Genomic DNA, 26,145 nt, shown 5'->3' with positions numbered 1-26,145 from the left:
CGCGCGAGGTCCTCTGCGTCCATGAGCTACAACGGCCTGCTCGACCTGTCTGTCTGGCAACTGGTGGTGGTCACCCTGGTACTGACCCACCTGACCATTGTCAGTGTCACCGTCTACCTGCATCGCTACTCCGCCCACCGCTCGCTGGAGTTGCATCCCGCGCTCAAGCACGCCTTCCGCTTCTGGCTGTGGCTGACCACGGCGATGAACACTCGCGAGTGGACCGCCATCCATCGCAAGCACCACGCCAAGTGCGAAACCGAGGAAGACCCCCACAGTCCGGTGCACAAGGGCCTGGCCACCGTGGTCCGGCGCGGTGCCGAGCTGTACAAGGCCGAGGCCAGCAACGCCGACACCCTGCGCATCTATGGCAAGAACTGTCCGGATGACTGGATCGAGTGCAAGCTCTATTCCAATCCGCGCACCCGCAACCTGGGTGTGGTTCTGATGCTGCTGATCGACATCGCTCTGTTCGGCGCCCTGGGTCTCACCGTCTGGGCGGTGCAGATGGTCTGGATTCCCTTCTGGGCCGCGGGCGTGGTCAATGGCCTGGGCCATGCCGTGGGCTATCGCAACTTCGAATGCCGCGACGCCGCCACCAACCTTATCCCCTGGGGCATCGTCATCGGTGGCGAAGAGCTGCACAACAATCACCATACCTACCCCAACTCGGCCAAGCTGTCGGTCAAGCGCTGGGAATTCGACATGGGCTGGGCCTGGATCAAGCTGTTCACCTGGCTGCGCCTGGCCAAGGTCAATCGCGTCGCCCCCATCGCCCATCGCATCGAAGGTAAGGGGCAACTGGACATGGACACCGCCATGGCCATCCTCAACAACCGCTTCCAGATCATGGCCCAGTATCGCAAGCAGGTGATCGGCCCGTTGCTGCGGCAGGAGCGGGGCAGCGCCGCGCCCTCCCAGCGCCCGCTGTTCCGTCGCGCGCGTGGTCTGCTGGCACGGGAGACCAGCCTGCTCAAGGCGCGCCATCAGGTGCGCATCGACGAATTGCTCGAGCACAGCCAGGCGCTGAAGCTGATCTACGAAAAGCGCCTGGCGCTGCAGCAGATCTGGGCTCGCACCAGCGCCAATGGCCATGACATGCTGGCCGCGACCCGCCAGTGGATCGGCGAGGCCGAAGCCAGTGGTATCCAGTCCCTGCGCGAATTCGCCGAACAGCTGAGAACTTATTCCCTGCGGCCGGCCGGAACCGCCTGAGAAAGGCTTCACAAAAGCCCGTCGAAGCGGCGGGCTGCCCTACGCGGGGATTGAACCAGGCTGGTTTCAGCTGTCTCTAATTCCCTCAGGACCCCGCGTAGGCGCATTTGTATATGGATGAACAACCCCCGCTGTCTGCTCTTCCCACTCCGGAAGAGAATCTTCTGGCTCTCCTGCACTCGCGGGCCGAGGCAGATCGCCTGCGTGATCGTGAGCAGCTCTTCAGCGCACTGCTCGAAAGCGTCAACGCCGTCCTCTGGGCGCTGGACTGGCGCAATCGTCAGATCATCTATGTCAGCCCCGCCTACGCCCAGATCTTCGGTCGTTCCCAGTCGCTGGTACTGAGCGACTACAGCACCTGGCTCAACAACATCTATCCCGACGACCTGGAATACGCTCAGCGTACGCTGGAACAGGTGATCGAGCAGGGTGCCGTGGAGTCGCGCGAGTACCGCATCATCCGCGCCGACGGTGAGATCCGCTGGCTCAGCGACAAGTGCTTCGTCAGCCAGCGCAGCGAAGCCGGGATGCCTCTGCTGGTGGTGGGCATCGCCGAAGACATCACCGATAAGAAGCGCATGGAGGAAGAGCTGCAGCGGCTCGCCACTACCGATGTGCTGACACGCAGCAGCAACCGCAGGCATTTCTTCGAGAGTGCCCAGCGCGCCTTCGAATTCGCCCAGAACGAAGGCGAGCCCTTGGCCTTCCTGCTGCTCGATATCGACGACTTCAAGAAGATCAACGACCGCTTCGGTCACCAGATGGGTGATCAAGTGTTACAGCGTGTTGCTGAGTGCGGTGCCCAGACCACGCGTAGGGGCGATCTGTTCGGCCGTATCGGGGGCGAGGAATTCGCCCTGCTGCTGCCGGGCTGCGACAGCGACCTGGCACTGCAGATCGGCGGACGCCTGCAACGGGCCGTGCGGCAACTGGCGGTGCCCACTGCCGAGGGGCCGCTGAAGGTCACCATCAGTCAGGGCGTCACCGTCCTGCGCGAGGGCGATGAGTCCCTCGACACCCTTTATGTCCGCGCGGACGAAGCCATGTACCGAGCCAAGCGCCAGGGCAAGGATCAGATCGTCCAGGGCTGAAATCCCCTGCCAGGCGGCCCGGCGACACCCCGGGTTGCCTGGCTTCCGATTGTCGGCCGTCTGCGCCGCCCCTCTGGCTCTGCCCTACCGGCCTGACGGCTGCCTTGCCTCCACAACCTGCACGTAGACGTTCCCCTTCCGTTCGCTGAGTTTTCCGTTCAGTCTGCCGCATCGCCTGGCCCGCAGGCTGCAAGGGGGGGGCACTGCGCCGATTGGAAAGACTTTTGTGGCAAGGCATGCGGCGCCTGATCAGGAGCGAAAGCGGTCGATGCCTACGAAAGTCGACTGGAAGGCCAGTTGCAAAAAATTACAAGTCCTTGAAGACAAACAAAAATTCTTTTGGAGTCAGAGTTCTCGCGCCGAGGTGGGTGACGGAAACGAGGCCGGAAGTGCCCTGAGATTACCGTTCTAGAGCATCAGGGTGTCGGGCTGGAAGAGCTGCTTTATCTATAAAAGGCAAACCTTTCCTGAGGTGTGGGCGGGGCAGGTTCCCCGGGGGAATGACCGAACAGTCAGAGCGGAAGACCACAGGGCGGGTTTTCAACCAGGTATCGCTAGACGAAATGCTTTTTTGCAATTAGCTTTCGCAACGTGGAAGACGGTGGCAGAGACCCTGTGCTGGAGGTCGCAACTTAAAAGTCGACCAGGCCCGGGATAATTCTCCAAATTGAAACAAAAGCCCTCTAGCTTTCCCTTCCGCACGGCCCGTCGGGCATACCACCAGCAGGCGCTGACACCTCTGGTGGCTGCATAACAACGATTCACCCCTGGAGCACACATGGTCAAGAAGCCACTGGTGGTCGCGGTCTCCGCGGCCTGTCTGAACCTGTCCGTCATTGCCGCTGCCCACGCTGCCGGCTTCATCGAAGACAGCAAGGCCACCCTCAGCCTGCGCAACTTCTACTACAACAACGACAACCGCAACGAGGCTTCCTATGCTGCACGGAACCCCTCCAAGGTTGAAGAGTGGGGTCAGGGCTTCCTGCTGAACTATCAGTCGGGCTTCACCCAGGGCACCGTCGGTTTTGGCGTTGACGCCATCGGCATGCTGGGCCTGCGTCTGGATGGCAGCGGCCATGCCGGCCGCTCTACCAACTCCAACCAGCCGGGCACCATGTTCCCGCGCGAGACTGACAACAGCTCCGTCGATGAATTCTCCAGCGTTGGTGCTACCGCCAAGATGAAGATTTCCGAGACCGAATTCCGCTACGGCACCCTGATGCCCAAGCTGCCGGTCGTGACCTTCAACGACGGTCGTCTGCTGCCGCAGACCTATCAAGGCGCCCAGGTGACGTCCAAGGACATCAAGAACCTGACCCTGACCGGCGGCCAGCTGCAGAGCGCGAAGAACCGTAACTCCACCGATCAGGACCAACTGTCCATCGCGGGTTCCAACAGCGGTTCCACTGCGCGTGACAGCAACAAGTTCAACTTCATCGGTGCTGATTACAAGGTCACCAAAGACCTGACCCTGCAGTACTACTTCGGTCAGCTGGAAGACTTCTACAACCAGCACTTCCTGGGTCTGACCCACGCGGTCAAGCTGGGCGATGGCACCTTCAAGACCGACCTGCGCTATTTCAATAGCAAGGGCAATGGCAACAACAAGGACGCCGATACCCAAGGCGCCCTGTACGGTTCTACCGGCTATTACGGCGGCACCCGTACTCGTGGCGAAGTGGACAACCGTCTCTACAGCGGCCTGTTCACCTACTCCATCTATGGTCACACCCTGGGCCTGGGCTATCAGAGCACCAACGGCGACAGCAACTTCCCGTATCTGAACCAGGCGGGTGGTGCCTCGACCTACACCATCACCGATATCCAGATCAACAACTTCACCCGTTCGGGCGAAGACACCTGGCAAGCTCGCTACTCCTATGACTTCGCTCAGCTGGGCGCCAAGGGTCTGACCGCTGGTGTCATCTACCAGCGTGGCGACAACATCCGCACCGCTGGTGGTGACTCCATGGAGTGGGAACGCGACCTGACCGTCAGCTACGTCATTCCGGAAGGCCAGCTGAAAGGTCTGGGCTTCACCTGGCGTAACGCGATGTACCGTACTGACCTGCCGGCCTCCAGCCAGCGTGATCAGGACGAAAACCGTCTGATCGTCAGCTACACCCTGCCGCTGCTCTAAGCCGCGCTCAGGTCAGAAAAAAGCCCGTCGCAAGACGGGCTTTTTCGTTTCTGCCAGAAATCAGCGGCCGGTCGGCTGCTGCTGGGTGATGCAGTGGATGTTGCCACCCCCCAGCAAAATCTCGCGCCCGGGCACCTGTACCACCTCGTGCTCCGGGAAGCAGGCCTGCAGGGTGCGCAGCGCCTCGGCATCCTCGGGAACGCCAAAGGTCGGGGCGATGATGCCGCCGTTCACGATCAGGAAGTTGACGTAGGACGCAGCCAGGCGCTCGCCGGCCCGGCGTGGCTGGGTACCGAGGCAGGCATCCACGTCACGGCATTCTTCTTCGCTGGCGAACAGCGGGCCCGGGGTAACGATCCGATGCACCTTGAAGGTGCGGCCGCGGGCATCGGTTTCGCGCTCCAGTACGGCCAGGGCCTCGCGGCAGCGGTGGTAGTTGGGATCGGCCTGGTCGTCGCACCAGCTCAGCAGCACCTCGCCCGGACGCACGTAGCAGCAGAAGTTGTCCACGTGGCCGTTGGTCTCGTCGTTGTAGAGACCATGGGGCAGCCAGATGACCTTGTCCACCGCCAGGTAGTCGCTCAGGTAGCGCTCGATCGTCTCGCGATCCAGGTGTGGATTGCGGTTGGTGTTGAGCAGGCATTCCTCGGTGGTGATCAGGGTACCTTCGCCGTCGACATGGATGGAGCCGCCTTCGAGGACGAAGTCAGGGGTGCGATAGCCCGGCAGATTCTCGATCGCCAGGATCTTGCCGGCCACCTGGTCATCGCGCTGCCAGGGGAAATAGAGGCCGCCATCCAGGCCACCCCAGGCGTTGAAGCTCCAGTCGACACCGCGCACGCCGCCCTGGCCGTCGCTGACGAAGGTCGGACCGGTGTCGCGGCACCAGGCGTCGTCATTGCTGATTTCCACCACGCGGATATGCGGGTGCTGCAGACGGGCGCGGGCATTCTCGTATTGCTGCGCGGAGGCGCCGACAGTGACCGGCTCGAAACGGGCGATGGCCTGGGCGACGGCGGTGAAGGCGGCCTGGGCGGGTTTGCCGCCCAGGCGCCAGTTGTCCGGGCGCTCGGGCCAGACCATCCAGATCTGGCGCTGGTCGGCCCATTCGGCCGGCATGTGGAAGCCGTCGGCACGCGGCGTGGTGAGGGTGGTCATGGCGAGGCTCTCCGTCCAGAGTCGTCGTTGGCTGATAAAGGGAAGAAGCGAAAGGGCGCCGCGGGCGTGAACACGCGCAGGGCGTCAGGGGTACCGCAGAACAGCTGCCGACCGGTGCGGGACCGGTCGGCAGGCCGGCGTTTACACGGTATGCAGGTACCAGTTGTACTCGAGGTCGGAAATGGAGTGCTCGAACTCCTCCAGCTCGTGCTCCTTGCAGGCGACGAAGATATCGATGTACTTCGGATCGATGTATTCCGCCATCACCGAGCTGTCGTCCAGGTAGCGCAAGGCATCGCGCAGGTTGTTCGGCAGGCTCTGCTCGTGCTGCTCGTAGGAGTTGCCCTCGGTGACCGGACCGGGCTCGATCTGCCGGGTCAGGCCATGGTGCACACCGGCGAGGACGCCGGCCAGCAGCAGGTAGGGGTTGGCGTCGGCGCCAGCCACCCGATGCTCGATGCGGTGCGCTTCCGGCGTGCCGGTGGGGACGCGCAGCGCGGTGGTGCGGTTGTCCAGACCCCAGCTCGGCGCATTGGGCACGAAGAATTGCGAGCCGAAGCGGCGATAGCTGTTCACGTTGGGGCACAGGAAGGCCATGCAGGCGGGTAGGGTCTCGAGCACACCGCCGATGGCATGACGCAATGCGGCGTTCTGCTCGGGATCCTCACCGGCAAAGATGTTGCGGCCTTCCTTGTCCAGCAGGGAGATGTGCACGTGCAGGCCGTTGCCCGCCTGGCCCGGGTAGGGCTTGGCCATGAAGGTGGTGTCCATTTCATGGTCATAGGCAACGTTCTTGATCAGCCGCTTGAGCAGCACGGCGTAATCGCAGGCCTTGATCGGGTCGGCGACGTGATTGAGGTTGACCTCGAATTGCGCCGGAGCCGATTCGGCGACGATGGCGTCGGCCGGAATGCCCTGGGCGCGGGCGCCGTCGATGATGTCCTGCAGGCAGTCCGCGTATTCGTCCAGGTCGTCCATGGAGTAGACCTGGACCGACTGGGGACGCTTGCCGGAAATGGGCGAACGCGGCGGTTGCGGGCGGCCGTTGATGTTCTCCTGGTCGATCAGATAGAACTCCAGCTCGAAGGCGGCGCAGACCGTGAGTCCAAGCTCGTCGAAGCGCTGGACGACCTGGCGCAGGACCTCGCGCGGATCGGCGAAGAAGGGCTCGCCTTCCATCTCGTGCATGGTCATCAGCAGCTGCGCAGTGGGGCGCTTCTGCCAGGGCTCCATCGAGAGGGTGTCGGTGATGGGGAAGCAGACGCGGTCGGCGTCGCCGATGTCGAGGCCGAGACCGGTGCTTTCGACGGTGGAGCCGGTGATGTCGAGGGCGAACAGCGAAGCGGGGAGGTTGATTCCTTTCTCGAAGACTTTGGGCAGATTGTTGCGCTCGATGCGTTTGCCACGCACCACGCCATTCATATCCGCAATCAGAAGATCGACGAACTGGACCTCAGGGTGTTCCCTGAGGAAGTCGGTCGCTTCATCCAAACGAACGGCACGCGGGGGTACCGACATGATGAAACACCTTTGCTTTTGGCTGCGCTCGACAAAACGGTTAGCGCCTGATGCGCCTGTTTGCCCAGTGGGCCAACCGCAGTGAGGGCACGAGTGCCCGCTGTCGATCCGACAGCGACCTGAGAGTACGGTCTCGCCTGCGCTCCGACGCTTTGTCAGCGCCCCTGTTAAAAATATCAATCAGCGGAGTTACCACCCTGGAGTCAATCCGAAAGGCGGACCAAAGTCAACTGGAGGCAGCCCTGCTCAGAGGTGGTGCGCAGGTGCCTGTTTTTGGCGCATTTAGCAGGGCCGGAAGGCCTCTGTTTCGCCGCTTCTGTGCAGAATCTCGAAACTTTTTGCCGGTGGTTGTGAAAAATAACGAACAAGACTAGGCTCGGATGATTCCTGGTCAACCCGGTGTCCCATGTCCACGCTGCCCCTCATAGGTGTCACAGCCTGTACCAGGCAACTAGGCCTGCATCCCTTTCACATCGCTGGCGACAAGTATCTGCGCGCGGTGGTGGAGGGCGCCGAGGGCATGCCGCTGGTGATCCCGGCCCTGGCCGACTTCATCGCCATCGAGGCCCTGCTCGAGCGCCTGGATGGTCTGCTGTTCACCGGCTCGCCATCCAACGTCGAGCCCCATCACTACCAGGGCACGCCCAGCGAGCCCGGCACCCTGCACGACGCGGCCCGCGATGCCGTGACCCTGCCGCTGTTGCGCGCCGCCGTGGCGGCGGGCGTTCCAGTGCTGGGCATCTGCCGCGGCTTCCAGGAAATGAACGTGGCCTTTGGCGGCAGCCTGCACCAGAAGGTGCACGAGGTCGGTTCCCTCATGGATCACCGCGAACGCGGCGAGACCCTGGAGGAGCACTATGGCCTGCACCATCCGGTCGAGATCCAGCCGGGTGGCCTGTTCGAAGCCCTGCGCCTGCCGGCGCGCTTCGCGGTGAATTCCATCCACGGCCAGGGCATCGATCGCTTGGCACCGGGGTTGCGCGCCGAGGCACTGGCCCCCGATGGCCTGATCGAGGCCGTCTCGATCCGAGAGGCCCGCGCCTTCGCTTGTGGCGTGCAGTGGCACCCGGAATGGAAGGTGCACAGTCACCCGGTCTATCTCGCCTTATTCGAGGCGTTTGGCAAGGCCTGCAAGGAGCGCGCTGCCGATCGCTGATGCTGTTCACCCCGCTCGAACCTTCGAGGTCTTTATGAGCACCCCGCTTGACCGGCTCACCGCCTGGTTGAAAGAACGCAAGATCACTGAAGTGGAATGCCTGGTCGCCGACCTGACCGGCATCGCCCGCGGCAAGATTTCCCCCACCGCCAAGTTTCTCAATGAAAAGGGCATGCGCCTGCCGGAGAGCGTGCTCCTGCAGAGCGTGACCGGGGACTATGTCGACGACGACATCTACTACGAACTGCTCGATCCGGCGGACATCGACATGCACTGTCGTCCGGACGATCGCGCGGTGTTCCTGGTGCCCTGGGCACTGGAGCCCACCGCCCTGGTGATCCACGACACCTACGACAAGCGCGGCATCCCCATCGAGCTGTCACCGCGCAACCTGCTCAAGAAGGTGCTCAAGCTCTATGCCGAGCACGGCTGGCAGCCCATCGTCGCGCCGGAAATGGAGTTCTACCTGACCAAGCGCAGTGACGACCCCGACTATCCGCTGCAGCCGCCGGTAGGCCGTTCCGGGCGCCAGGAAACCGGGCGCCAGTCCTTTTCCATCGATGCGGCCAACGAATTCGATCCGCTGTTCGAAGACATGTACGACTGGTGCGAGGCCCAGGAACTGGATCTGGATACCCTGATCCACGAGGAAGGCACTGCCCAGATGGAGATCAACTTCCGCCACGGCGATCCGTTGCACCTGGCCGACCAGATCTTTGTCTTCAAGCGCACCCTGCGCGAGGCAGCGCTCAAGCACAACGTCACCGCCACCTTCATGGCCAAGCCCATGACCGGCGAGCCCGGCAGCGCCATGCACCTGCACCAGAGCGTGGTGGATCTCAAGACCGGCAAGACGGTGTTTTCCAACTCCGATGGCAGCATGAGCGAGCTGTTCCTGCACCACATCGGCGGCCTGCAGAAATACATTCCCGAGGCGCTGCCGTTGTTCGCCCCCAATGTGAATTCCTTCCGCCGCTTCCTGCCCGACACCTCGGCGCCGGTCAACGTGGAGTGGGGCGAGGAGAACCGCACCGTGGGACTGCGGGTGCCGGATTCCGATCCGCAGAATCGCCGGGTGGAGAATCGCCTGGCGGGTGCCGATGCCAACCCCTACCTGGCTTTAGCGGCCAGCCTGCTGTGCGGCTATCTGGGCATGACCGAGAACGTCTCGCCCAGCGCGCCGGTGCAGGGGCGTGGCTACGAACGTCGCAACCTGCGCCTGCCGCTGACCCTGGAAGCCGCCCTGGAGCGCATGGAACAGTCGGCCACCCTGGAACGCTATCTGGGGAGTCGTTTCACCCGCGGCTATGTCGCGGTGAAGCGCGCCGAACACGAGAACTACAAGCGCGTGATCAGTTCCTGGGAGCGGGAATTCCTGCTGCTCAGCGTCTGACCGCGATCCGAGGAGAGGCTTCGTGAATACCTTTACCACCGCCCATTGGCAGGACCTGAGTCGCCGGCATCTGCTGGCGCCCTTCACCGACTATCGCCAGCTCAACGAAAAGGGCGCGCGCATCATCACCAAGGCCTCCGGCGTCCACCTCTGGGACAGCGAGGGTCAGCGCATCCTCGACGGCATGGCCGGGCTCTGGTGCGTCAACGTCGGCTACGGCCGGGAAGAGCTGGTCGAGGCGGCCAGCCGCCAGATGCGCGAGTTGCCCTACTACAACCTGTTCTTCCAGACCGCCCACCCGCCGGCGCTGGAGCTGGCCAAGGCCATCGCCGAGCTAGCGCCGGAGGGCATGAACCACGTGTTCTTTACCGGTTCCGGTTCGGAGGCCAACGACACCGTGCTGCGCCTGGTACGCCATTACTGGGCGATCAAGGGCCAGCCGGAGAAGCGCGTGGTCATCGGCCGCTGGAACGGTTACCACGGTTCGACCATGGCCGGGGCGAGCCTGGGCGGCATGGCGGCGATGCACGAGCAGGGCGGCCTGCTGCCCGACATCGTGCACATCCCGCAGCCCTACTGGTTTGGTGAAGGCGGCGAGATGAGTCCGGAGGAATTCGGCATTTGGGCGGCCGATCAGCTGGAGCGGAAGATCCTCGAGGTAGGAGAGGAACGGGTAGCCGCCTTTATCGCCGAGCCCATCCAGGGCGCCGGCGGAGTGATCGTGCCGCCGGAAAGCTACTGGCCGCGGGTGCGCCAGATCCTCGACAAGTACGACATCCTCTTCATCGCCGACGAGGTCATCTGCGGCTTCGGTCGTACCGGAGAATGGTTCGGCAGCCAGTACTATGGCAATGCTCCGGACCTCATGCCCATCGCCAAGGGGCTCACCTCCGGCTACGTGCCCATGGGCGGTGTGGTGGTGCGTGACGAGGTGGTCAGGGTGCTTGACGAGGGCGGGGAGTTCTATCACGGCTTCACCTATTCCGGGCATCCGGTGGCGGCCGCCGTGGCCCTGGAAAACATCCGCATCCTGCGCGACGAAGGCATCGTCGACCGGGTTCGCAGCACCACGGCACCCTATCTGCAGAAACGCTGGGCGGAGCTGGCCGACCACCCGCTGGTGGGCGAGACCCGTGGCGTCGGCATGGTGGCGGCACTGGAGCTGGTGCGCGACAAGAAGACGCGGACCCGCTACGAGGGTGGGGCGGGCATGCTCTGTCGTGAGCACTGCTTCCGCAATGGCCTGGTGATGCGCGCGGTGGGCGATACCATGATCATCGCGCCGCCGCTGGTGATCACGCCCGAGTCCATCGACGAGCTGGTCACCCTGGCGCGCTTGAGCCTCGATCAGACACATGAGGTGCTGCGCCAGCGTGGCTAATGGCCGGCAAGGCTTGAGCGCGGCGGCGGACCTTGCCAGACTGCGCGCGGGCGCTGGCCGCGCACCGAATCAAAAGACCAACGATGACTTGAGGAGCACCACCGCATGAATGTTTTTGGCAAGACTCTTCTAGCGCTGAGCCTGGCCGGCCTCTTTGCCGGTAACGCCTCGGCGGACCCCAAGGTCCTGCACGTCTACAACTGGAACGACTACATTGCCGAAGACACCATCGCCAACTTCGAGAAGGAGTCGGGGATCAAGGTGGTCTATGACGTCTACGACAGCAACGAGACCCTCGAGGCCAAGCTGCTGGCCGGTCGTTCCGGCTACGACGTGGTGGTGCCGTCCAACTCCTTCCTGGCCAAGCAGATCAAGGCCGGCGTCTACCAGCCGCTGGACAAGTCCAAGTTGCCCAACTACAGCAACCTGGATCCGCAGCTGATGAAGACCCTGGAAGTCAGCGATCCGGGCAACCAGTACGCCATCCCCTACCTGTGGGGCACTATCGGCATCGGCTACAACCCGGCCAAGGTCAAGGCTGCCCTTGGCGACAATGCCCCGGTGGATTCCTGGGACCTGATCTTCAAGCCCGAGAACCTCTCCAAGCTCAAGGGCTGCGGCGTGGCGGTGCTGGATTCGCCCACCGAGATCATTCCCGCCGGTCTGCACTACCTCGGCTACAAGCCGGATAGCCAGGATCCCAAGGAGATCAAGGCGGCCGAGGACCTGTTCCTCAAGGTGCGTCCTTACATCACCTATTTCCACAGCTCCAAGTACATCTCGGACCTGGCCAACGGCAACGTCTGCGTGGCGGTCGGCTATTCCGGCGACATCGCCCAGGCCAAGGCCCGCGCGGCCGACGCCAAGAACGGCGTGACCGTGGCTTACAACATTCCCAAGGAAGGCGCTGGCACCTTCTTCGACACCATGGCCATTCCCAAGGATGCCGAGAACCCCGAAGGGGCGCTCAAGTTCATCAACTACATCATGGAGCCCAAGGTGATCGCGGCGGTCAGCGACTACGTGCAGTATCCCAACGGCAACAAGGCGGCGACCCCGCTGGTGGCCGAAGAGATCCGCACCAACCCGGGGATCTATCCGACCCAGGAAACCATGGCCAAGCTGTACGCCTTCCCGGATCTTCCGGCCAAGACCCAGCGTCTGATGACCCGTACCTGGACCACCATCAAGTCCGGCAAGTGAGTTCTGCCGCCGTGTGCGGCTGAAAGGACGGCACGCCGGAGTCACTCCGGCGTGCCGTACGTCTGTATGGACCGCCGAAAGGGTGTCGCCGCCGATACCCACCATGAAAGGAGCCGCCCGTGCTTTCGTTGCGTAAAACCCTGCTGGCCATGACCACCCTGACCGTCATGGGAACCGCCGTCGCCGAATCGACGGTCCGCGTCTACAACTGGAGCGATTACGTCGGCGAGACCACGCTGGAGGATTTCCAGAAGGCAACCGGCATCACCCCGGTCTATGACGTCTTCGATTCCAACGAAACCCTCGAAGGCAAACTGCTGGCCGGCCATACCGGCTACGACGTGGTGGTGCCCTCGAGCAACTTCCTGGCCAAGCAGATCAAGGCGGGCGCCTTCCAGAAACTGGACAAGAGCCAGCTGCCGAACTGGCAGAATCTCGACCCGGCGTTGCTCAAGCAGCTGGAAAAGAGCGATCCGGGCAATCAATATGGCGTTCCCTACCTGTGGGGCACCAACGGCATCGGGTACAATGTCGACAAGGTCAAGGCCGCGCTGGGAACCGACAAGCTCGATTCCTGGGCCATCCTGTTCGAACCTGAGAACCTCAAGAAGCTAAGCAAGTGCGGCGTGTCCTTCATGGATTCGCCCGATGAGGTCTATCCGGCGGTACTGCAATACCTGGGACTCGATCCCAACAGCACCAACCCTGACGACTACAAGAAGGCCGAGGCACAGCTGCTCAAGGTGCGGCCGTACATCACCTATTTCCATTCCTCCAAGTACATCTCGGACCTCGCCAACGGCAACATCTGCGTGGCCTTCGGCTACTCCGGCGATGTCTTTCAGGCGCGCTCGCGTGCCGAGGAAGCGAAGAAGGGCGTCAACATCGGCTACGCGATTCCCAAGGAGGGCGCGAACCTCTGGTTCGACCTCCTGGCCATCCCCAAGGATGCCAAGAACGTGAAGGAGGCCCATGCCTTCATCAACTATCTGCTGCAGCCCGAGGTCATCGCCAAGGTCAGTGACTATGTCGGCTACGCCAACCCCAATCCCAAGGCGGGCGAGCTGATGAGTGCCGAGCTGCGGCAGGACGAGACCGTCTATCCGCCACAGGCGGTGATGGACAAGCTGTACGTCATGAAGGAGCTGCCTCCGCAACTCCTGCGCCTGGAAACCCGCAGCTGGACGCGGGTCAAGTCCGGCAAATAACCAACGCTAAGCGGACCGGCCCGGCCGGTCCCCGATTTTCCTGGGGAGATGTACATGGCGACCGCCACCAGTGCCTTCAAGAAAGCCGCCACCGGCGACAAGAAAGCCAAGGAAGTCCTGGTCAAGATCGACCGGGTCACCAAGAAGTTCGACGAAACCGTCGCTGTCGACGACGTCTCCCTGACCATCAACAAGGGCGAGATCTTTGCCCTGCTCGGCGGCTCGGGTTCGGGCAAGTCGACCCTGCTGCGCATGCTGGCCGGTTTCGAACGGCCCAGCGAGGGGCGCATCTTCCTCGATGGCGTGGACATCACCGACATGCCGCCCTACGAGCGGCCGATCAACATGATGTTCCAGTCCTATGCGCTGTTCCCGCACATGAGCGTGGAGCAGAACATCGCCTTTGGTCTCAAGCAGGACAAGCTGCCCAAGGCCGAGATCGATGCCCGCGTGGCCGAGATGCTCAAGCTGGTGCACATGACCCAGTACGCCAAGCGCAAGCCGCACCAGCTCTCCGGTGGCCAGCGCCAGCGGGTGGCCCTGGCGCGCTCCCTGGCCAAGCGACCCAAGCTGCTGCTGCTCGATGAGCCCATGGGCGCCCTGGACAAGAAGCTGCGCTCGCAGATGCAGCTGGAACTGGTGGAGATCATCGAGCGCGTGGGGGTGACCTGCGTGATGGTGACCCACGATCAGGAAGAGGCCATGACCATGGCCGAGCGCATCGCCATCATGCACCTGGGCTGGATCGCCCAGGTGGGCAGCCCCATGGACATCTACGAGACCCCGGCGAGCCGGCTGGTCTGCGAGTTCATCGGCAGCGTCAACGTCTTCGACGGCGAGCTGACCGACGACGGCGCCGACCACGCCATCATCCAGAGTCCGCAACTGGAGCGACCGATTTACATCGGTCACGGCATCAGTACTCGGGCTCAGGAAAAGCAGGTAACCTTCGCCCTGCGTCCCGAAAAACTGCTGATGGGCACGAGCCTGCCGGCGGATCACGAGCATCCCGATTACAACTGGTGCAGTGGTACCGTGCAGGACATCGCCTACCTGGGCGGGCACTCGGTGTACTACGTGCGCCTGGCTTCCGGCCATCTGGTCCAGTGCTTCATCGCCAACGCCGAACGCCTCGGCAAGCGACCCACCTGGGATGACGCCGTGGTGGTGTACTGGGAAGACGACAGCGGCGTGGTACTGCAAGCATGACCAGACCTCCCTTGCTCAAGCGCCTGCTCGATGGCCGCCGCCTGACCATCGGCGTGCCCTTCGTCTGGCTGTTCCTGTTCTTCCTGCTGCCGTTCCTGATCGTGCTCAAGATCAGCTTCTCGCTGGCGGACGTGGCCATCCCGCCCTATACCGAGCTGTTCAGCTACGCCGATCAGCAACTGGATATCGCGCTCAACTTCGGCAACTACCTGATGTTCGCCGACGATCCGCTGTATCTGGATGCCTATCTCGGCTCGCTGAAGATGGCCGGCATCAGCACCCTGATCTGCCTGCTGATCGGCTACCCTATGGCCTATGCCATCGCCCGGGCCAGTCGCGAGAAGCAGACGGTCCTGCTGCTGCTGATCATGATGCCGACCTGGACCGCCATTCTCATCCGCGTCTATGCCTGGATGGGGCTGCTGTCCACCAACGGCCTGATCAACAGCTTCCTGATGAACCTGGGGATCATCAGCAGTCCGCTGCAGATGCTCAACACCAACTTCGCGGTGTATCTGGGGATCGTCTATTCCTATCTGCCGTTCATGATTCTGCCGCTGTTCGCCAACCTGGTGAAGCATGACCTGACCCTGCTGGAAGCCGCCGGCGACCTGGGTGCCAGCCGCTTCACCAGCTTCTGGAAGATCACCGTGCCGCTGTCCAAGAACGGCATCATCGCCGGCTGCATGCTGGTGTTCATTCCGGCGGTGGGCGAGTTCGTCATTCCCGAGTTGCTGGGTGGCCCTGAGACCCTGATGATCGGCCGCGTGCTCTGGCAGGAATTCTTCAACAACCGTGACTGGCCGGTGGCCTCCGCCCTGGCGGTGGTGATGCTGCTGATCCTCATCGTGCCCATCGTGCTGTTCAACAGAAACCAAGCCAAGGAACTGGAGGGCAAGCTATGAGAGGCCTCAAGTTCACCAACCTGATGCTGGTGCTCGGACTGCTGTTCATCTACCTGCCGATGGTCATCCTGGTCATCTACTCCTTCAACGAGTCGCGCCTGGTGACCGTCTGGGGCGGCTGGTCGGTGAAGTGGTACGTCGGTCTGCTGGACAACAGCCAGCTGATGAGTGCGGTGTTCCGCTCCCTGGAGATCGCCTTCTACACGGCCATCTCCTCGGTGATCCTCGGCACCCTGGCAGCCTTCGTACTGACCCGCATCCCGCGCTTCCGTGGCCGCACTATCTTCGGTGGCATGGTCACGGCGCCGCTGGTGATGCCCGAGGTGATCACCGGTCTGTCGCTGCTGCTGCTGTTCGTCTCCATGGCCCAGCTGATCGGCTGGCCGCAGGATCGCGGAGTGACCACTATCTGGATCGCCCACACCAGCTTCTGCGCCTCCTATGTGGCGGTAGTGGTCTCCTCGCGCCTGCGCGAGTTGGATCTGTCCATCGAAGAGGCGGCCATGGACCTGGGCGCCCGGCCGTGGAAGGTGTTCCTACTGATCACCATTCCCATGATCGCGCCGTCGCTGGCGGCGGGCGGCATGATGTCCTTCGCCCTGTCGCTGGATGACCTGGTGCTGGCGAGCTTCGTTTCGGGCCCCGGCTCGACCACCCTACCGATGGAGGTGTTCTCCGCGGTGCGCCTGGGCGTGAAGCCGGAGATCAACGCCATCGCCAGCCTGATCCTCTTGGCGGTCTCGCTGTTCACCTTCTTCGCCTGGTACTTCACCCGCCGCGCCGAGAAGAAACGGCTGCAGGGTCTACAGGAAGCCATGGATGCCACGGCCTCGGAGATCACCCAGCGCGAGCGCGAAACGGCGACCCTCACGGCGCCGCCAGCCAATAGCTAGGTGTCCTGGAAAAGGCGGCCTTCGGGCCGCTTTTTTTGTGCCTCGATTGGGGCTGCGACAAGCGCGACCGCTGTAACGGGGCGCGATTTGGTACCATTTGCCTTTTGCCAGGTAGCGCTCTCGCCATGAAACAGTACCTCGACCTGATGCGCCACGTGCGCGAACACGGCACCTTCAAGAGCGACCGCACCGGCACCGGGACCTACAGCGTCTTCGGTTACCAGATGAGATTCGATCTGGCCGAGGGTTTTCCCCTGGTCACCACCAAGAAGTGCCATCTGCGCTCCATCATCCACGAACTGCTGTGGTTTCTGCAGGGCGATACGAATATCCGCTATTTGAAGGACCACGGCGTGTCCATCTGGGACGAATGGGCCGACGAGAATGGCGAGCTGGGTCCGGTCTACGGCTACCAGTGGCGCAGTTGGCCGGCACCCGATGGTCGCCATATCGACCAGATCGCCGGGGTGGTGGACATGATCCGCGCCAACCCCGACTCGCGCCGCCTGATCGTCTCGGCCTGGAATCCGGCCCTGGTGGACGAGATGGCGCTGCCGCCGTGCCATGCGCTGTTCCAGTTCTATGTCGCCAATGGTCGCCTGAGCTGCCAGCTGTATCAGCGTTCCGCCGACATCTTCCTCGGCGTGCCCTTCAACATCGCCAGCTATGCGCTGCTGACCCTGATGGTGGCCCAGGTCACCGGGCTGCAGCCGGGCGAATTCATCTGGACCGGCGGTGATTGTCATCTGTATGCCAATCACCTGGAACAGACCGACCTGCAGCTGACCCGCGAGCCGCTGCCGCTGCCGACCATGAAGCTCAATCCGGCAGTCACGGACCTGTTCGCCTTCCGCTTCGAGGATTTCGAACTGGAAGGCTATCAGGCCCACCCGCACATCAAGGCACCCGTCGCGGTCTGAGGCGCTGGCCGCAGCGCTCAGGCGCTGTGGCCAGGCTCCAGCACCTCGTCCACCAGCTGCTCGGGCGATTTGCGCACGTCCAGCACCTGGGCTTCCAGGTGATCGGGCGCCTCCAGGGTATCGAGCTGGCTCTGCAAGAGCTTGGGATCGAAGAAGTGCCCACGGCGGCTGCCGATGCGCTCGGCCAGGAGCTCCGGCGAGCCCTTGAGAAACAGCAGCCGGACGCCTTTCAGGCCGCTCAGCAGGCGGTCGCGATAGATCTTTTTCAACGCCGAGCAGGCGAACACCCGGGTGGTGCCCTTGGCTTGCGCCTGCTGCATGGCGTCGTGGATGGCATCCAGCCAGGGCCAGCGATCCTCGTCGGTGAGGGCGATGCCCTTGGCCATCTTGTCCTTGTTGGCCTGGCTGTGAAAGGTGTCGGCATCGTCGAAACGACAACCCAGCCGGCTGGCCAGGAGTTCGCCCAGGGTGGTCTTGCCACTGCCCGAGACGCCCATTATCAGATAGATCATCGTCGGTACTCCGCGTGAGGATTCGCCTCGCTATAGAGTCCCTAGAGCGGCGTTTGCTCCGGGGTCAGGCGGCTGCTCCAGGTAGCGCCGATGGACGCGGCGATGATGCAGGCCAAGGCGAACCACTGGGAGATGCCCAAGATCTCGCCGAGGAATACCCAGCCGGAGAGGGCACCCAGCGCGGGTTCCAGGCTCATCAGGGTGCCGAAGGTGGACGCCGGCAGGCGGGTCAGGACCACCATCTCCAGGGCGTAGGGAATGGCCGTGGACATCAGCGCCAGGGCCAGTGCCAGCGGCCAGATTTCCGGTTGCAAGAGATTGCTGCCGCTATGGGCGATGCCGATGGGCAGGACGACCAGGGCGGCGATGGTCGCGCCGAAAGCCACCGTGCCGGTACCGTGAACCGCGCCAGCGCGCTTGCCCAGCACGATGTACAGCGCCCAGCAGGCGCCGGCGCCCAGGGCCAGGGCGGTGCCTAGCGGATCCAGCGCCGAGGCGTTATGGCCGAAGGGCAGGAGTACCGCCAGGCCGGCCACCACCAGCACGATCCACAGCAGGTCCAGCCAGCGGCGCAGGGCGCACAGCGCCACCACCAGGGGGCCCACGAATTCCAGGCCGACGGCGATACCGATCGGCAACCGCTGCATGGCCAGGTAGATGGTCAGGTTCATCACGCCCATGGCGACGCCATAGCCAAGCAGACTGCCCAGCGCCTCCCGGCGAAAGTTGCGCCAGGGGCGCAGCACGAGCAGCAGGACCAGCGCGGCGAAGATCAGCCGCAGGGTGGTGACACCCACCGGGTCCAGGCGCAGGAACAGGGTCTTGGCCAGGCTGGCGCTGGTCTGGATCGAGGTCATGGCGACCAGCAGCAGGGCAACGGCGAACAGTGGCGAACGGGCAGACATCGGCAGGGCTCGACAAGCGGGCCCGCCAGCATAGGTCATCCTATCCGCGCCGCAAGGTTGGCTACGACCTCAACGTGTTTTGGAGCGCAGGTGCAGTTGCTCGGCGCCTTCGCGGTTTTCCCGGACCTGGTCCAGGAACCGCTGCTGCTCTTCGCGCTGGGCTACCTGCACGCATTGCGTATAGCCCGCGTCCCAGCCCTGCTGATAGGGCTTTTCCGCGGCGAAGCGGCGAGCGTCCTTGTGCTCGTAACCTATGCCGTTGACCGCCTGCTTGCCGGTCTGGCAGCCGTCGCTGAAGCCATCGGCATAGGCCGGTGGATAGCCCTTGGCGATCAACTGGTCGTGATAGCTGGTGCAGGCCGCGAGTGCGGACAGCAGGAAGAACAGCGGAATGAAACGACGAGAGCCAGCCATGGGACCTCCTCACGGGATCCTACGACTGATCCCCATGTAGAAAGCTTAGTAGGCGTCTGGTGAGAATTTCGTCAAAAAACGCTGGAGCCGAAAAATACCGACAGACGTTGCGCTAGCCTCACGCACCGCTGCGCTTAAATGGGCAGGGGAGCGCCGCTTGCCTTGCTTCGGCTGTCATCCCGGTCGCAGAATGCGGACACTGCTTGCATGCCTGACAAGGACTTACGATGCACGATCCCGTCGCGGCCGGTCTCCGGCTCGCTCCTGATGAGCTGACCCGCCCCTTCGCTCCCGAACAATTCTCCTTTGCCGATACCGATCAGCTCGAACCCTTCCGTGGCATCCTCGGTCAGGAGCGCGCGGTGGAAGCCCTGCAGTTCGGGGTGGCCATGCCGCGGCCCGGCTACAACGTCTTTGTCATGGGCGAGCCGGGCACCGGTCGCTTTTCCTTCGTCCAGCGCTATCTCAAGGCCGAAGCCAAGCGCCAGCCGACGCCCAACGACTGGGTCTACCTGAATCACTTCGAAGAGCCCCGCGCACCGGGCGCTCTGGAGTTGCCGCCTGGTGAAGGCGAGGCCTTCGTGGCCGACATGGCCCATTTCATCGACAACCTGCTGGCGACCTTTCCGGCGGTGTTCGAGCACCCGGCGTTCCAGCAGAAGAAGAGCGCCATCGAGCGCGCCTTCAACCAGCGCTATGACCAAGCCTTGGACGTGGTGGAAAAGCTCGCCCTGGAAAAGGAGATCGCCCTCTATCGCGACGCCAACAATGTCGCCTTCACCCCGATGAAGGAGGGCAAGGCGCTGGACGAGGCCGACTTCGCCCAGCTGCCCGAGGCCGAGCGCGAGCGTTTCCACGCCGACATCTCCAGCCTGGAAGAGCGCCTCAACGAAGAGCTGGCCAGCCTGCCGCAGTGGCGGCGCGAATCGAGCAACCAGCTGCGTGCCCTGAATGAAGACACCATCATCCAGGCCCTGCAGCCGCTGCTGGCGCCGCTGTCGGAGAAGTACAACGACAATCCCGGGGTCTGCGCCTACCTGCAGGCCATGCAGGTGGATCTGCTCAAGACGGTGGTCGAGCAACTGGCCGACGACGCCAAGCCCGACATGCAGCGGCGCAAGGAATTGCGCGAACAGTACGAGCCCAATCTGATCATCGGCCACCACGTCACCGGCGGTGCGCCGGTGGTGTTCGAGTCCCACCCGACCTACGACAACCTCTTCGGGCGCATCGAGTACCAGTCCGATCAGGGCGCGCTTTACACCAATTATCGCCAGCTGCGCCCGGGTGCCCTGCACCGCGCCAACGGCGGCTTCCTCATCGTCGAGGCGGACAAGCTGCTGACCGAGCCCTTCGTCTGGGATGCGCTCAAGCGCGCCCTGCATTCGCGTCAGCTGAAGATGGAATCGCCGCTGGCCGAGCTGGGGCGTCTCACGGCCATGAGTCTGGCGCCGCAGCAGATTCCGCTGCAGCTCAAGGTCATCATCATCGGCTCGCGCAACATCTACTACACCCTGCAGGAGCTGGATTCGGACTTCCAGGAGATGTTCCGGGTACTGGTGGACTTCGATGAAGAACTGCCGCTGCGCGACGAGAGCCTGGAGCAGTTCGCCCAGCTGCTCAAGACGCGCACCTCGGAAGAGGGCATGGCGCCCCTGACCTCGGCGGCCGTGGCCCGCCTGGCCACCTACAGCGCCCGCCTGGCCGAACACCAGGGACGGCTGTCGGCGCGTATCGGCGATCTGTTCCAACTGGTCAGCGAAGCCGACTTCATCCGCCACCTGGCCGGCGATGAGCGGACCGACAAGGGCCACGTCGAGCGCGCGCTCAAGGCCAAGGAGACCCGCACCGGTCGCGTCTGCGCCCGGGTGCTGGACGACATGCTCACCGGGCTCATCCTCATCGACACCCAGGGCGCGGCGGTGGGCAAGTGCAACGGTCTCACCGTACTGGAGGTCGCCGACTCCGCCTTCGGCATGCCGGCGCGCATCTCGGCCACCGTCTACCCGGGCGCCAGCGGCATCCTCGACATCGAGCGCGAAGTCAGCCTGGGTCAGCCGATCCACTCCAAGGGGGTGATGATCCTGACCGGCTACCTGGGCAGTCGCTATGCCCAGGAATTCCCGCTGTCGATCTCGGCCAGCATTGCCCTGGAGCAGTCCTATGGCTATGTCGATGGCGACAGCGCCTCCCTCGGCGAAGCCTGCACCCTGATCTCGGCCCTTTCGCGCACCCCGCTCAAGCAGTGCTTCGCCATCACCGGCTCCATCAACCAGTTCGGCGAGGTGCAGCCGGTCGGTGGCGTGAACGAGAAGATCGAAGGCTTCTTCCGCCTCTGCCAGGCCCGCGGCCTGACCGGCGAGCAGGGGGTGATCATTCCGCGCGCCAACGTCACCAACCTGATGCTCGACGAAACCGTGCTGGAAGCGGTCCGCGCGGGGCTGTTCCATGTCTATGCCGTACGTCAGGCGGACGAGGCCCTGTCGCTGCTGGTGGGCGAGCCTGCCGGGGCGCCGGATGCCAAGGGTCGCTTCCCCGACGGCAGCGTCAATGCGCGTGTGGTACAGCGTCTCAAGGAAATCGCCGAGCTCGAGCTGGAAGATGAACTGGCCGACAAACTCAGTGATAACTCCAAGGCAAAAGGGAAAAACAACCAAGCGGCGGAGAACTGAGGTCCAGGGGGCAGGTCGGATTTTGTACAAGGCGCCGCAGCCCAAGTAGCACGGCGCCCAGACCCGCTTGCCCCCTGTTGACCAACAGGGTTGTCCACAGCCTTTGTGGATACCTCTGGCCTAGGACCGGCGAGCATTGAGCGCTTCGAGAGGATGACGCCATGTCCCGCACCATTACCCTGATCCGTCCCTGCCTGGGCCTCGTCACCCGTATCGAATGCGAAATCAAGCCGCTCGGTCAGGAACAGGGCCTCTGGACCCTGTTGTGCGCCGCCGGCTTGAACGGTCAGCAGCCCACCGCCATCAAGGCCCAGGGACCTTTCCACGGTCCCAAGGCGGCCGAAGGCGTAATGACCGCCATTGCCGAGAACTTGGTCGAGCAGGGCTATATCCAGGTCGAAGAAACCCAGATCTGGCGCCTGCACATGCAGAGTGAGCTGCGCAAGATGAATGGCGAGCGTGCCCATCAGCAGGTGCGTTTCCAGGTCGGCCCCGACGCCTGAGTCAGGTACAACCTGCCGCATTGGTCCGCCTGCACCGCCCCGGTATACTCGCCCGGCCCTGGTAATCCGAGCGAGTGTGCATGGAACGTCTGATCGAAAAAGCCCTTTACGCCTCCCGCTGGCTGCTGGCGCCCATCTATCTGGGTCTGTCCCTGGCCCTGGTCCTGCTGGCGCTCAAGTTCTTTCAGGAAGTCTTCCACGTCCTGCCGCACATCTTCGAATCCACCGAGGCCGAGCTGATCCTCCTGGTGCTGTCGCTGATCGACATGGCGCTGGTAGGTGGCCTGCTGGTCATGGTGATGATTTCCGGCTACGAGAATTTCGTGTCCCAGCTGGACATCGACGAAGGCTCGGAAAAGCTCAGCTGGCTGGGCAAGATGGATTCGGGCTCGCTGAAGAACAAGGTGGCCGCGTCCATCGTCGCCATCTCCTCGATTCACCTGCTGCGCATCTTCATGGATGCCCAGAACACCAATCCCGAGTACCTCAAGTGGTACGTGATCATCCATCTGGTGTTCGTGGTCTCGGCCTTCGCCATGGGCTATCTGGATCGCTTGACCAAGCATTGACGGGCCGGGCGGCCATTGGTCCGCCGCCGGCAGCTTTCGCTTACGCTTTGTGGATTGCGCCGCTGCGCTTGCTTGTCCTAGGTTGTCGAATGCTCACAGCTGCCGATCGACGCCATCCCTGGTGTCGATCTCGACCCGGAGGTTTCCATGCAATTGCCGGAATTGACCCAGCGCGCCCAGGCCGGTGAGGTTCGTGAACTCAATCTGCTTTCCATCGAGGGCGGTTTCTATGTGCTCGAGGTGCTCACCCAGAGCGGTCGCACGCGCCTGACCGGACGGGACGGGCACTTCTACCGGCTGGGCTCGGCTGCCCAGGCCCGCCGCCTGCTGGCCGATCTGCCGGCACTGCCGTGCTTTCTCATCCAGCACAGTGCCTACGACGAGATGGTCGGCATGGCGCCACGCTCGGCCGAACCCCTGAAGATCCCGCTGAACTACCGGAACGCCACTTGAGCGAAGGCGCCGTCCGGCGCCTGCTGCCGGTCTTCGGCGACCAGCTTTCGCCCCGCCTGGCCTCCCTGCGCGACGCCGATCCCGCGCAGGACGTGCTGCTGCTCGCCGAGGTGATGAGCGAAGCCAGCTACGTCCCTCATCATCCGCGCAAGATCGCCTTGATCTTCAGCGCCATGCGCCACTTCGCCAGCGAGATGCGCGCGCGCGGCTTCCGGGTTCTGTACCGCACCCTGGACGACCCCGACAACCAGGGCTCGCTGCCGGCCGAGATCGCGTTCTGGGCAGAGGCGACGGGTGCACGCGAGATTCAGCTGACCGAGGCCGGCGAGTGGCGACTGGAACAGGCGCTGCGCGCGCTGGACCTGGCGATACCCGTGCACTGGCACGGCGATGACAGATTTCTCTGCAGTCGCGCCGCCTTTGCCCGCTGGGCCGGGTCGCGCACCGAGCTGCGCATGGAGGCCTTCTACCGCGGCATGCGCAGGCGACACGGCTGGCTGATGGCGGGACCAGACGAGCCTTGCGGTGGCGTCTGGAATCTGGACAAGGACAATCGCAAGGCGCTGCCTAAAGACCATCCTGTTCCCGAGTCCTTCAGCTGTCCGCCTGATGCCTGTACCCGGGACGTGCTCGAACTGGTCGGGCAGCGCTTCGCCCACCACTATGGCCGGCTGGAGGGCTTCGACTATCCGGTGACCCGGGCGGATGCCGAGCGCCTCTGGCAGCACTTCCTGGGCACAGGCTTGCGCGACTTCGGCAGCTATCAGGACGCCATGGCCCGTGGCGAGCCCTATCTGCATCATGCCCGGATCAGTGCGGCGCTCAATATCGGGCTGCTGGACCTGCGTCAGCTCTGCGCCGACGTGGACGCCGCCTATCGCGAGGGCAGGGTGCCGCTCAACAGTGCCGAGGGCTTCCTGCGTCAGCTGATCGGTTGGCGGGAGTACGTGCATGGCGTCTATTGGCTGCGCATGCCCGAATACCGTGAGCTCAATGCACTGGGCAATACCCGGGCGCTGCCGGAGTTCTACTGGACCGGGACGACCGCCATGGCCTGTATGCGCGAAGCCATCGGCCAGACCCTGGCGCTGGGCTATGCGCACCATATCCAGCGCTTGATGGTCACCGGCAACTTCGCCCTGCTGGCCGGCATCATGCCCCAGGCCATCGGCGAGTGGTATCTGGCGGTCTACCTGGATGCCTTCGAGTGGGTCGAGCTGCCCAATACCCAGGCCATGGTGATGCATGCCGACGGCGGCTATCTGGCGAGCAAGCCCTATTGCGCCAGTGGCCAGTACATCCGTCGTCAGTCCGACTACTGCAAGGGCTGTCACTATCAGGTCACGGAAGCGCTGGGCGACAGGGCCTGTCCCTTCAATGCCCTCTACTGGCACTTCCTGATCCGCCATCGCGAGCGTTTCGCCCACTATCCGCGCATGCTCGATCTCTATCGCAATCTCGATCGCCAGGCCCCGGAGCGCCAGCAGGCCCTCTGGCAGCGTGGCGAAGCCCTGCTGGCGCGTCTCGACGCGGGAGAATCCCTATGAAGAAGGGCGATCTGCCCACCAAGGTCTGTCCGGTCTGCCAGCGGCCCTTCGCATGGCGCAAGAAATGGGAGCGCAATTGGGACGAGGTGCGCTACTGCTCCGAGCGCTGTCGCCGGCAGCGCGGCAGCCTCGGCGGCGAGCCGGGACCCTGATGTGCTAGGCTCGGCTCCTTTTTTCACGATGGAAAGGCTGCTATGAACGACATCCTGCTCGACACCGACGAAGCCCGCGTCAGCTACGGCATCGGCCGCCAGCTGGGCGATCAGCTGCGTCAGAACCCGGTTCCCGGTATGCAGCTGGCGGCCGTGCTCGCCGGCCTGACCGAGGCCTTCGACGGCCAGGATTCCCGGGTGGACGTCGAGTCGCTGAATGCCAGCTTCCGCGTCATCCGCGAGCGTATGCAGGCGGAAGCCCAGGCCAAGGCCGCTGCGGCGGCTCACGAAGGCGTCGACTACCTCAAGGCCAATGCCGAGCGCCCTGGCGTCGTGGTGCTGCCGTCCGGTCTGCAATACGAGGTGCTCACCCAGGGGGAGGGCGCCACGCCGACCCGTGAAGACCAGGTGCGCACCCACTACCACGGCACCCTCATCGACGGCAGCGTGTTCGACAGCTCCTACCAGCGCGGCCAGCCGGCCGAGTTTCCGGTGGGCGGCGTGATCGCCGGCTGGACCGAAGCCCTGCAACTGATGCCTGCCGGCAGCAAGTGGCGCCTGCACGTGCCCAGCGAACTGGCCTATGGCGCCCAGGGCGTTGGCGGCATCCCGCCGCACAGCGTGCTGGTGTTCGACGTCGAGCTGCTCGACGTCCTCTAACGCTAGCAGTCCAGGCGCAGCGCCTCGTTGTCCGGGCGCAGCGCCAGGGCGTAGCTGAACAGGAAGACCTGACGGATCTGCTCCTTCACCACCCGCGGCTCGCTGGAGGTGAGGCTGTGCAGATCCAGCTCGCCCAGGTCCTTGAGTTCTTCCAGGGCCGTCTCGTCCAGCTCCGCGCAGACCTTGCCGGTTTCCCGGTTGAGGATGCGCAGATAGGGGTGCGGCCGGTCCAGCCAGGCGTCGATCAGATAAGTCATGGCAAGGGCTCCTGCTGTGCTATTTATGAGAATAATTCTTATTCAATAAATAGCAAGGGATTACCTGACTTTTTTGGTCGGATATGAAAAAGCCCGCGATCTGGCGACGGC

Annotated in this window: 25 protein-coding genes; 19 read left to right on the top strand and 6 right to left on the bottom strand. The window is 63.5% G+C overall.

Translation table 11 applies throughout. From position 1 onward, the window contains the following. Positions 1-21 precede the first annotated feature (21 nt). From desA to EC839_RS19095, 3 genes are all read left to right on the top strand, one after another. Positions 22-1,215, top strand: coding sequence for a delta-9 fatty acid desaturase DesA (gene desA / locus EC839_RS19105; RefSeq protein ID WP_007160765.1), 1,194 nt, complete (start codon positions 22-24; stop codon positions 1,213-1,215). Positions 1,216-1,328: 113 nt separating this feature from the next. Next, complete coding sequence (locus EC839_RS19100) at positions 1,329-2,306, top strand: sensor domain-containing diguanylate cyclase (protein ID WP_027600156.1); 978 nt, start codon at positions 1,329-1,331, stop codon at positions 2,304-2,306. Between the two features lie 778 nt (positions 2,307-3,084). Beyond that, positions 3,085-4,446, top strand: a complete 1,362-nt coding sequence (locus tag EC839_RS19095; RefSeq protein ID WP_007160767.1) for an OprD family porin — start codon at positions 3,085-3,087, stop codon at positions 4,444-4,446. Positions 4,447-4,506: 60 nt separating this feature from the next. On the opposite strand, the gene aguA is transcribed toward EC839_RS19095, so the two are convergent. Both aguA and EC839_RS19085 read right to left on the bottom strand, forming a co-directional pair. Then, on the bottom strand, positions 4,507-5,604 hold the full coding sequence (gene aguA / locus EC839_RS19090) for an agmatine deiminase (RefSeq protein WP_007160768.1): 1,098 nt from the start codon (positions 5,602-5,604) through the stop codon (positions 4,507-4,509). 141 nt (positions 5,605-5,745) lie between these two features. Further along, positions 5,746-7,122: a glutamine synthetase family protein gene (locus tag EC839_RS19085; RefSeq protein WP_007160769.1), complete on the bottom strand. Its 1,377-nt coding sequence runs from the start codon at positions 7,120-7,122 to the stop codon at positions 5,746-5,748. Between the two features lie 406 nt (positions 7,123-7,528). On the opposite strand from EC839_RS19085, the gene EC839_RS19080 reads away from it, so the two are divergent. From EC839_RS19080 to EC839_RS19040, 9 genes are all read left to right on the top strand, one after another. Further along, positions 7,529-8,278, top strand: a complete 750-nt coding sequence (locus tag EC839_RS19080; protein WP_007160770.1) for a gamma-glutamyl-gamma-aminobutyrate hydrolase family protein — start codon at positions 7,529-7,531, stop codon at positions 8,276-8,278. 34 nt (positions 8,279-8,312) lie between these two features. Continuing rightward, positions 8,313-9,671, top strand: coding sequence for a glutamine synthetase family protein (locus EC839_RS19075; RefSeq protein ID WP_007160771.1), 1,359 nt, complete (start codon positions 8,313-8,315; stop codon positions 9,669-9,671). A 22-nt stretch (positions 9,672-9,693) separates the two neighbouring features. Next, positions 9,694-11,052 carry an aspartate aminotransferase family protein gene (locus tag EC839_RS19070; RefSeq protein WP_007160772.1) on the top strand — a complete coding sequence of 453 codons (1,359 nt, stop codon included), beginning with the start codon at positions 9,694-9,696 and terminating at the stop codon, positions 11,050-11,052. A 105-nt stretch (positions 11,053-11,157) separates the two neighbouring features. Then, positions 11,158-12,255: a polyamine ABC transporter substrate-binding protein gene (locus tag EC839_RS19065; RefSeq protein ID WP_007160773.1), complete on the top strand. Its 1,098-nt coding sequence runs from the start codon at positions 11,158-11,160 to the stop codon at positions 12,253-12,255. A 149-nt stretch (positions 12,256-12,404) separates the two neighbouring features. Then, complete coding sequence (locus EC839_RS19060) at positions 12,405-13,463, top strand: polyamine ABC transporter substrate-binding protein (RefSeq protein WP_177416771.1); 1,059 nt, start codon at positions 12,405-12,407, stop codon at positions 13,461-13,463. A gap of 54 nt (positions 13,464-13,517) precedes the next feature. After that, positions 13,518-14,672, top strand: coding sequence for a polyamine ABC transporter ATP-binding protein (gene potA / locus EC839_RS19055; RefSeq protein WP_007160775.1), 1,155 nt, complete (start codon positions 13,518-13,520; stop codon positions 14,670-14,672). Next, on the top strand, positions 14,669-15,577 hold the full coding sequence (locus EC839_RS19050) for an ABC transporter permease subunit (RefSeq protein WP_037006730.1): 909 nt from the start codon (positions 14,669-14,671) through the stop codon (positions 15,575-15,577). The genes potA and EC839_RS19050 overlap by 4 nt, the downstream gene beginning before the upstream one ends. After that, positions 15,574-16,470 carry an ABC transporter permease subunit gene (locus EC839_RS19045; RefSeq protein ID WP_007160777.1) on the top strand — a complete coding sequence of 299 codons (897 nt, stop codon included), beginning with the start codon at positions 15,574-15,576 and terminating at the stop codon, positions 16,468-16,470. Before EC839_RS19050 ends, EC839_RS19045 begins: the two co-directional genes overlap by 4 nt. 125 nt (positions 16,471-16,595) lie before the next feature. Then, positions 16,596-17,390 (top strand): thymidylate synthase, encoded by a 795-nt coding sequence (locus tag EC839_RS19040; protein WP_007160778.1) that lies wholly within the window; start codon positions 16,596-16,598, stop codon positions 17,388-17,390. 17 nt (positions 17,391-17,407) lie between these two features. On the opposite strand, the gene EC839_RS19035 is transcribed toward EC839_RS19040, so the two are convergent. The 3 genes from EC839_RS19035 to EC839_RS19025 form a co-directional block, all read right to left on the bottom strand. Continuing rightward, on the bottom strand, positions 17,408-17,902 hold the full coding sequence (locus tag EC839_RS19035; protein ID WP_007160779.1) for a gluconokinase: 495 nt from the start codon (positions 17,900-17,902) through the stop codon (positions 17,408-17,410). Positions 17,903-17,943: 41 nt separating this feature from the next. Next, positions 17,944-18,807 (bottom strand): EamA family transporter, encoded by an 864-nt coding sequence (locus EC839_RS19030; protein ID WP_007160780.1) that lies wholly within the window; start codon positions 18,805-18,807, stop codon positions 17,944-17,946. 69 nt (positions 18,808-18,876) lie between these two features. Then, entirely contained in the window at positions 18,877-19,221 is a 345-nt protein-coding gene (locus EC839_RS19025; protein WP_058791116.1) for a hypothetical protein, read from the bottom strand. Between the two features lie 227 nt (positions 19,222-19,448). On the opposite strand from EC839_RS19025, the gene EC839_RS19020 reads away from it, so the two are divergent. From EC839_RS19020 to EC839_RS18990, 7 genes are all read left to right on the top strand, one after another. Continuing rightward, entirely contained in the window at positions 19,449-21,893 is a 2,445-nt protein-coding gene (locus EC839_RS19020) for a Lon protease family protein (RefSeq protein WP_027600169.1), read from the top strand. Positions 21,894-22,054: 161 nt separating this feature from the next. After that, the gene (locus EC839_RS19015) at positions 22,055-22,396 is read left to right on the top strand and encodes a hypothetical protein (protein ID WP_007160783.1); all 342 of its coding nucleotides are present in this window, start codon (positions 22,055-22,057) and stop codon (positions 22,394-22,396) included. 80 nt (positions 22,397-22,476) lie between these two features. Continuing rightward, positions 22,477-22,965 carry a TIGR00645 family protein gene (locus EC839_RS19010; protein WP_017640865.1) on the top strand — a complete coding sequence of 163 codons (489 nt, stop codon included), beginning with the start codon at positions 22,477-22,479 and terminating at the stop codon, positions 22,963-22,965. Between the two features lie 147 nt (positions 22,966-23,112). Then, positions 23,113-23,418 carry a DUF6482 family protein gene (locus EC839_RS19005; RefSeq protein ID WP_132833017.1) on the top strand — a complete coding sequence of 102 codons (306 nt, stop codon included), beginning with the start codon at positions 23,113-23,115 and terminating at the stop codon, positions 23,416-23,418. Beyond that, positions 23,415-24,965, top strand: a complete 1,551-nt coding sequence (locus EC839_RS19000; protein ID WP_132833016.1) for a cryptochrome/photolyase family protein — start codon at positions 23,415-23,417, stop codon at positions 24,963-24,965. The genes EC839_RS19005 and EC839_RS19000 overlap by 4 nt, the downstream gene beginning before the upstream one ends. Then, a complete protein-coding gene (locus EC839_RS18995; RefSeq protein WP_081737463.1) occupies positions 24,962-25,117 on the top strand; it encodes a DUF2256 domain-containing protein in 156 nt (51 codons plus the stop codon). Before EC839_RS19000 ends, EC839_RS18995 begins: the two co-directional genes overlap by 4 nt. Before the next feature lie 42 nt (positions 25,118-25,159). Then, complete coding sequence (locus tag EC839_RS18990) at positions 25,160-25,777, top strand: FKBP-type peptidyl-prolyl cis-trans isomerase (RefSeq protein WP_132833015.1); 618 nt, start codon at positions 25,160-25,162, stop codon at positions 25,775-25,777. 2 nt (positions 25,778-25,779) lie between these two features. On the opposite strand, the gene EC839_RS18985 is transcribed toward EC839_RS18990, so the two are convergent. Beyond that, entirely contained in the window at positions 25,780-26,034 is a 255-nt protein-coding gene (locus tag EC839_RS18985; RefSeq protein ID WP_007160789.1) for a hypothetical protein, read from the bottom strand. Between the last annotated feature and the right edge of the window lie 111 nt (positions 26,035-26,145).

It is taken from the genome of Pseudomonas sp. JUb52 (assembly GCF_004341115.1).
In the GTDB taxonomy this organism is placed as follows: Bacteria; Pseudomonadota; Gammaproteobacteria; order Pseudomonadales; family Pseudomonadaceae; genus Chryseomonas; species Chryseomonas oryzihabitans.
Note: the sequence above shows the minus strand (reverse complement) of the source record. Positions and strands in the feature narration are given on the sequence as shown.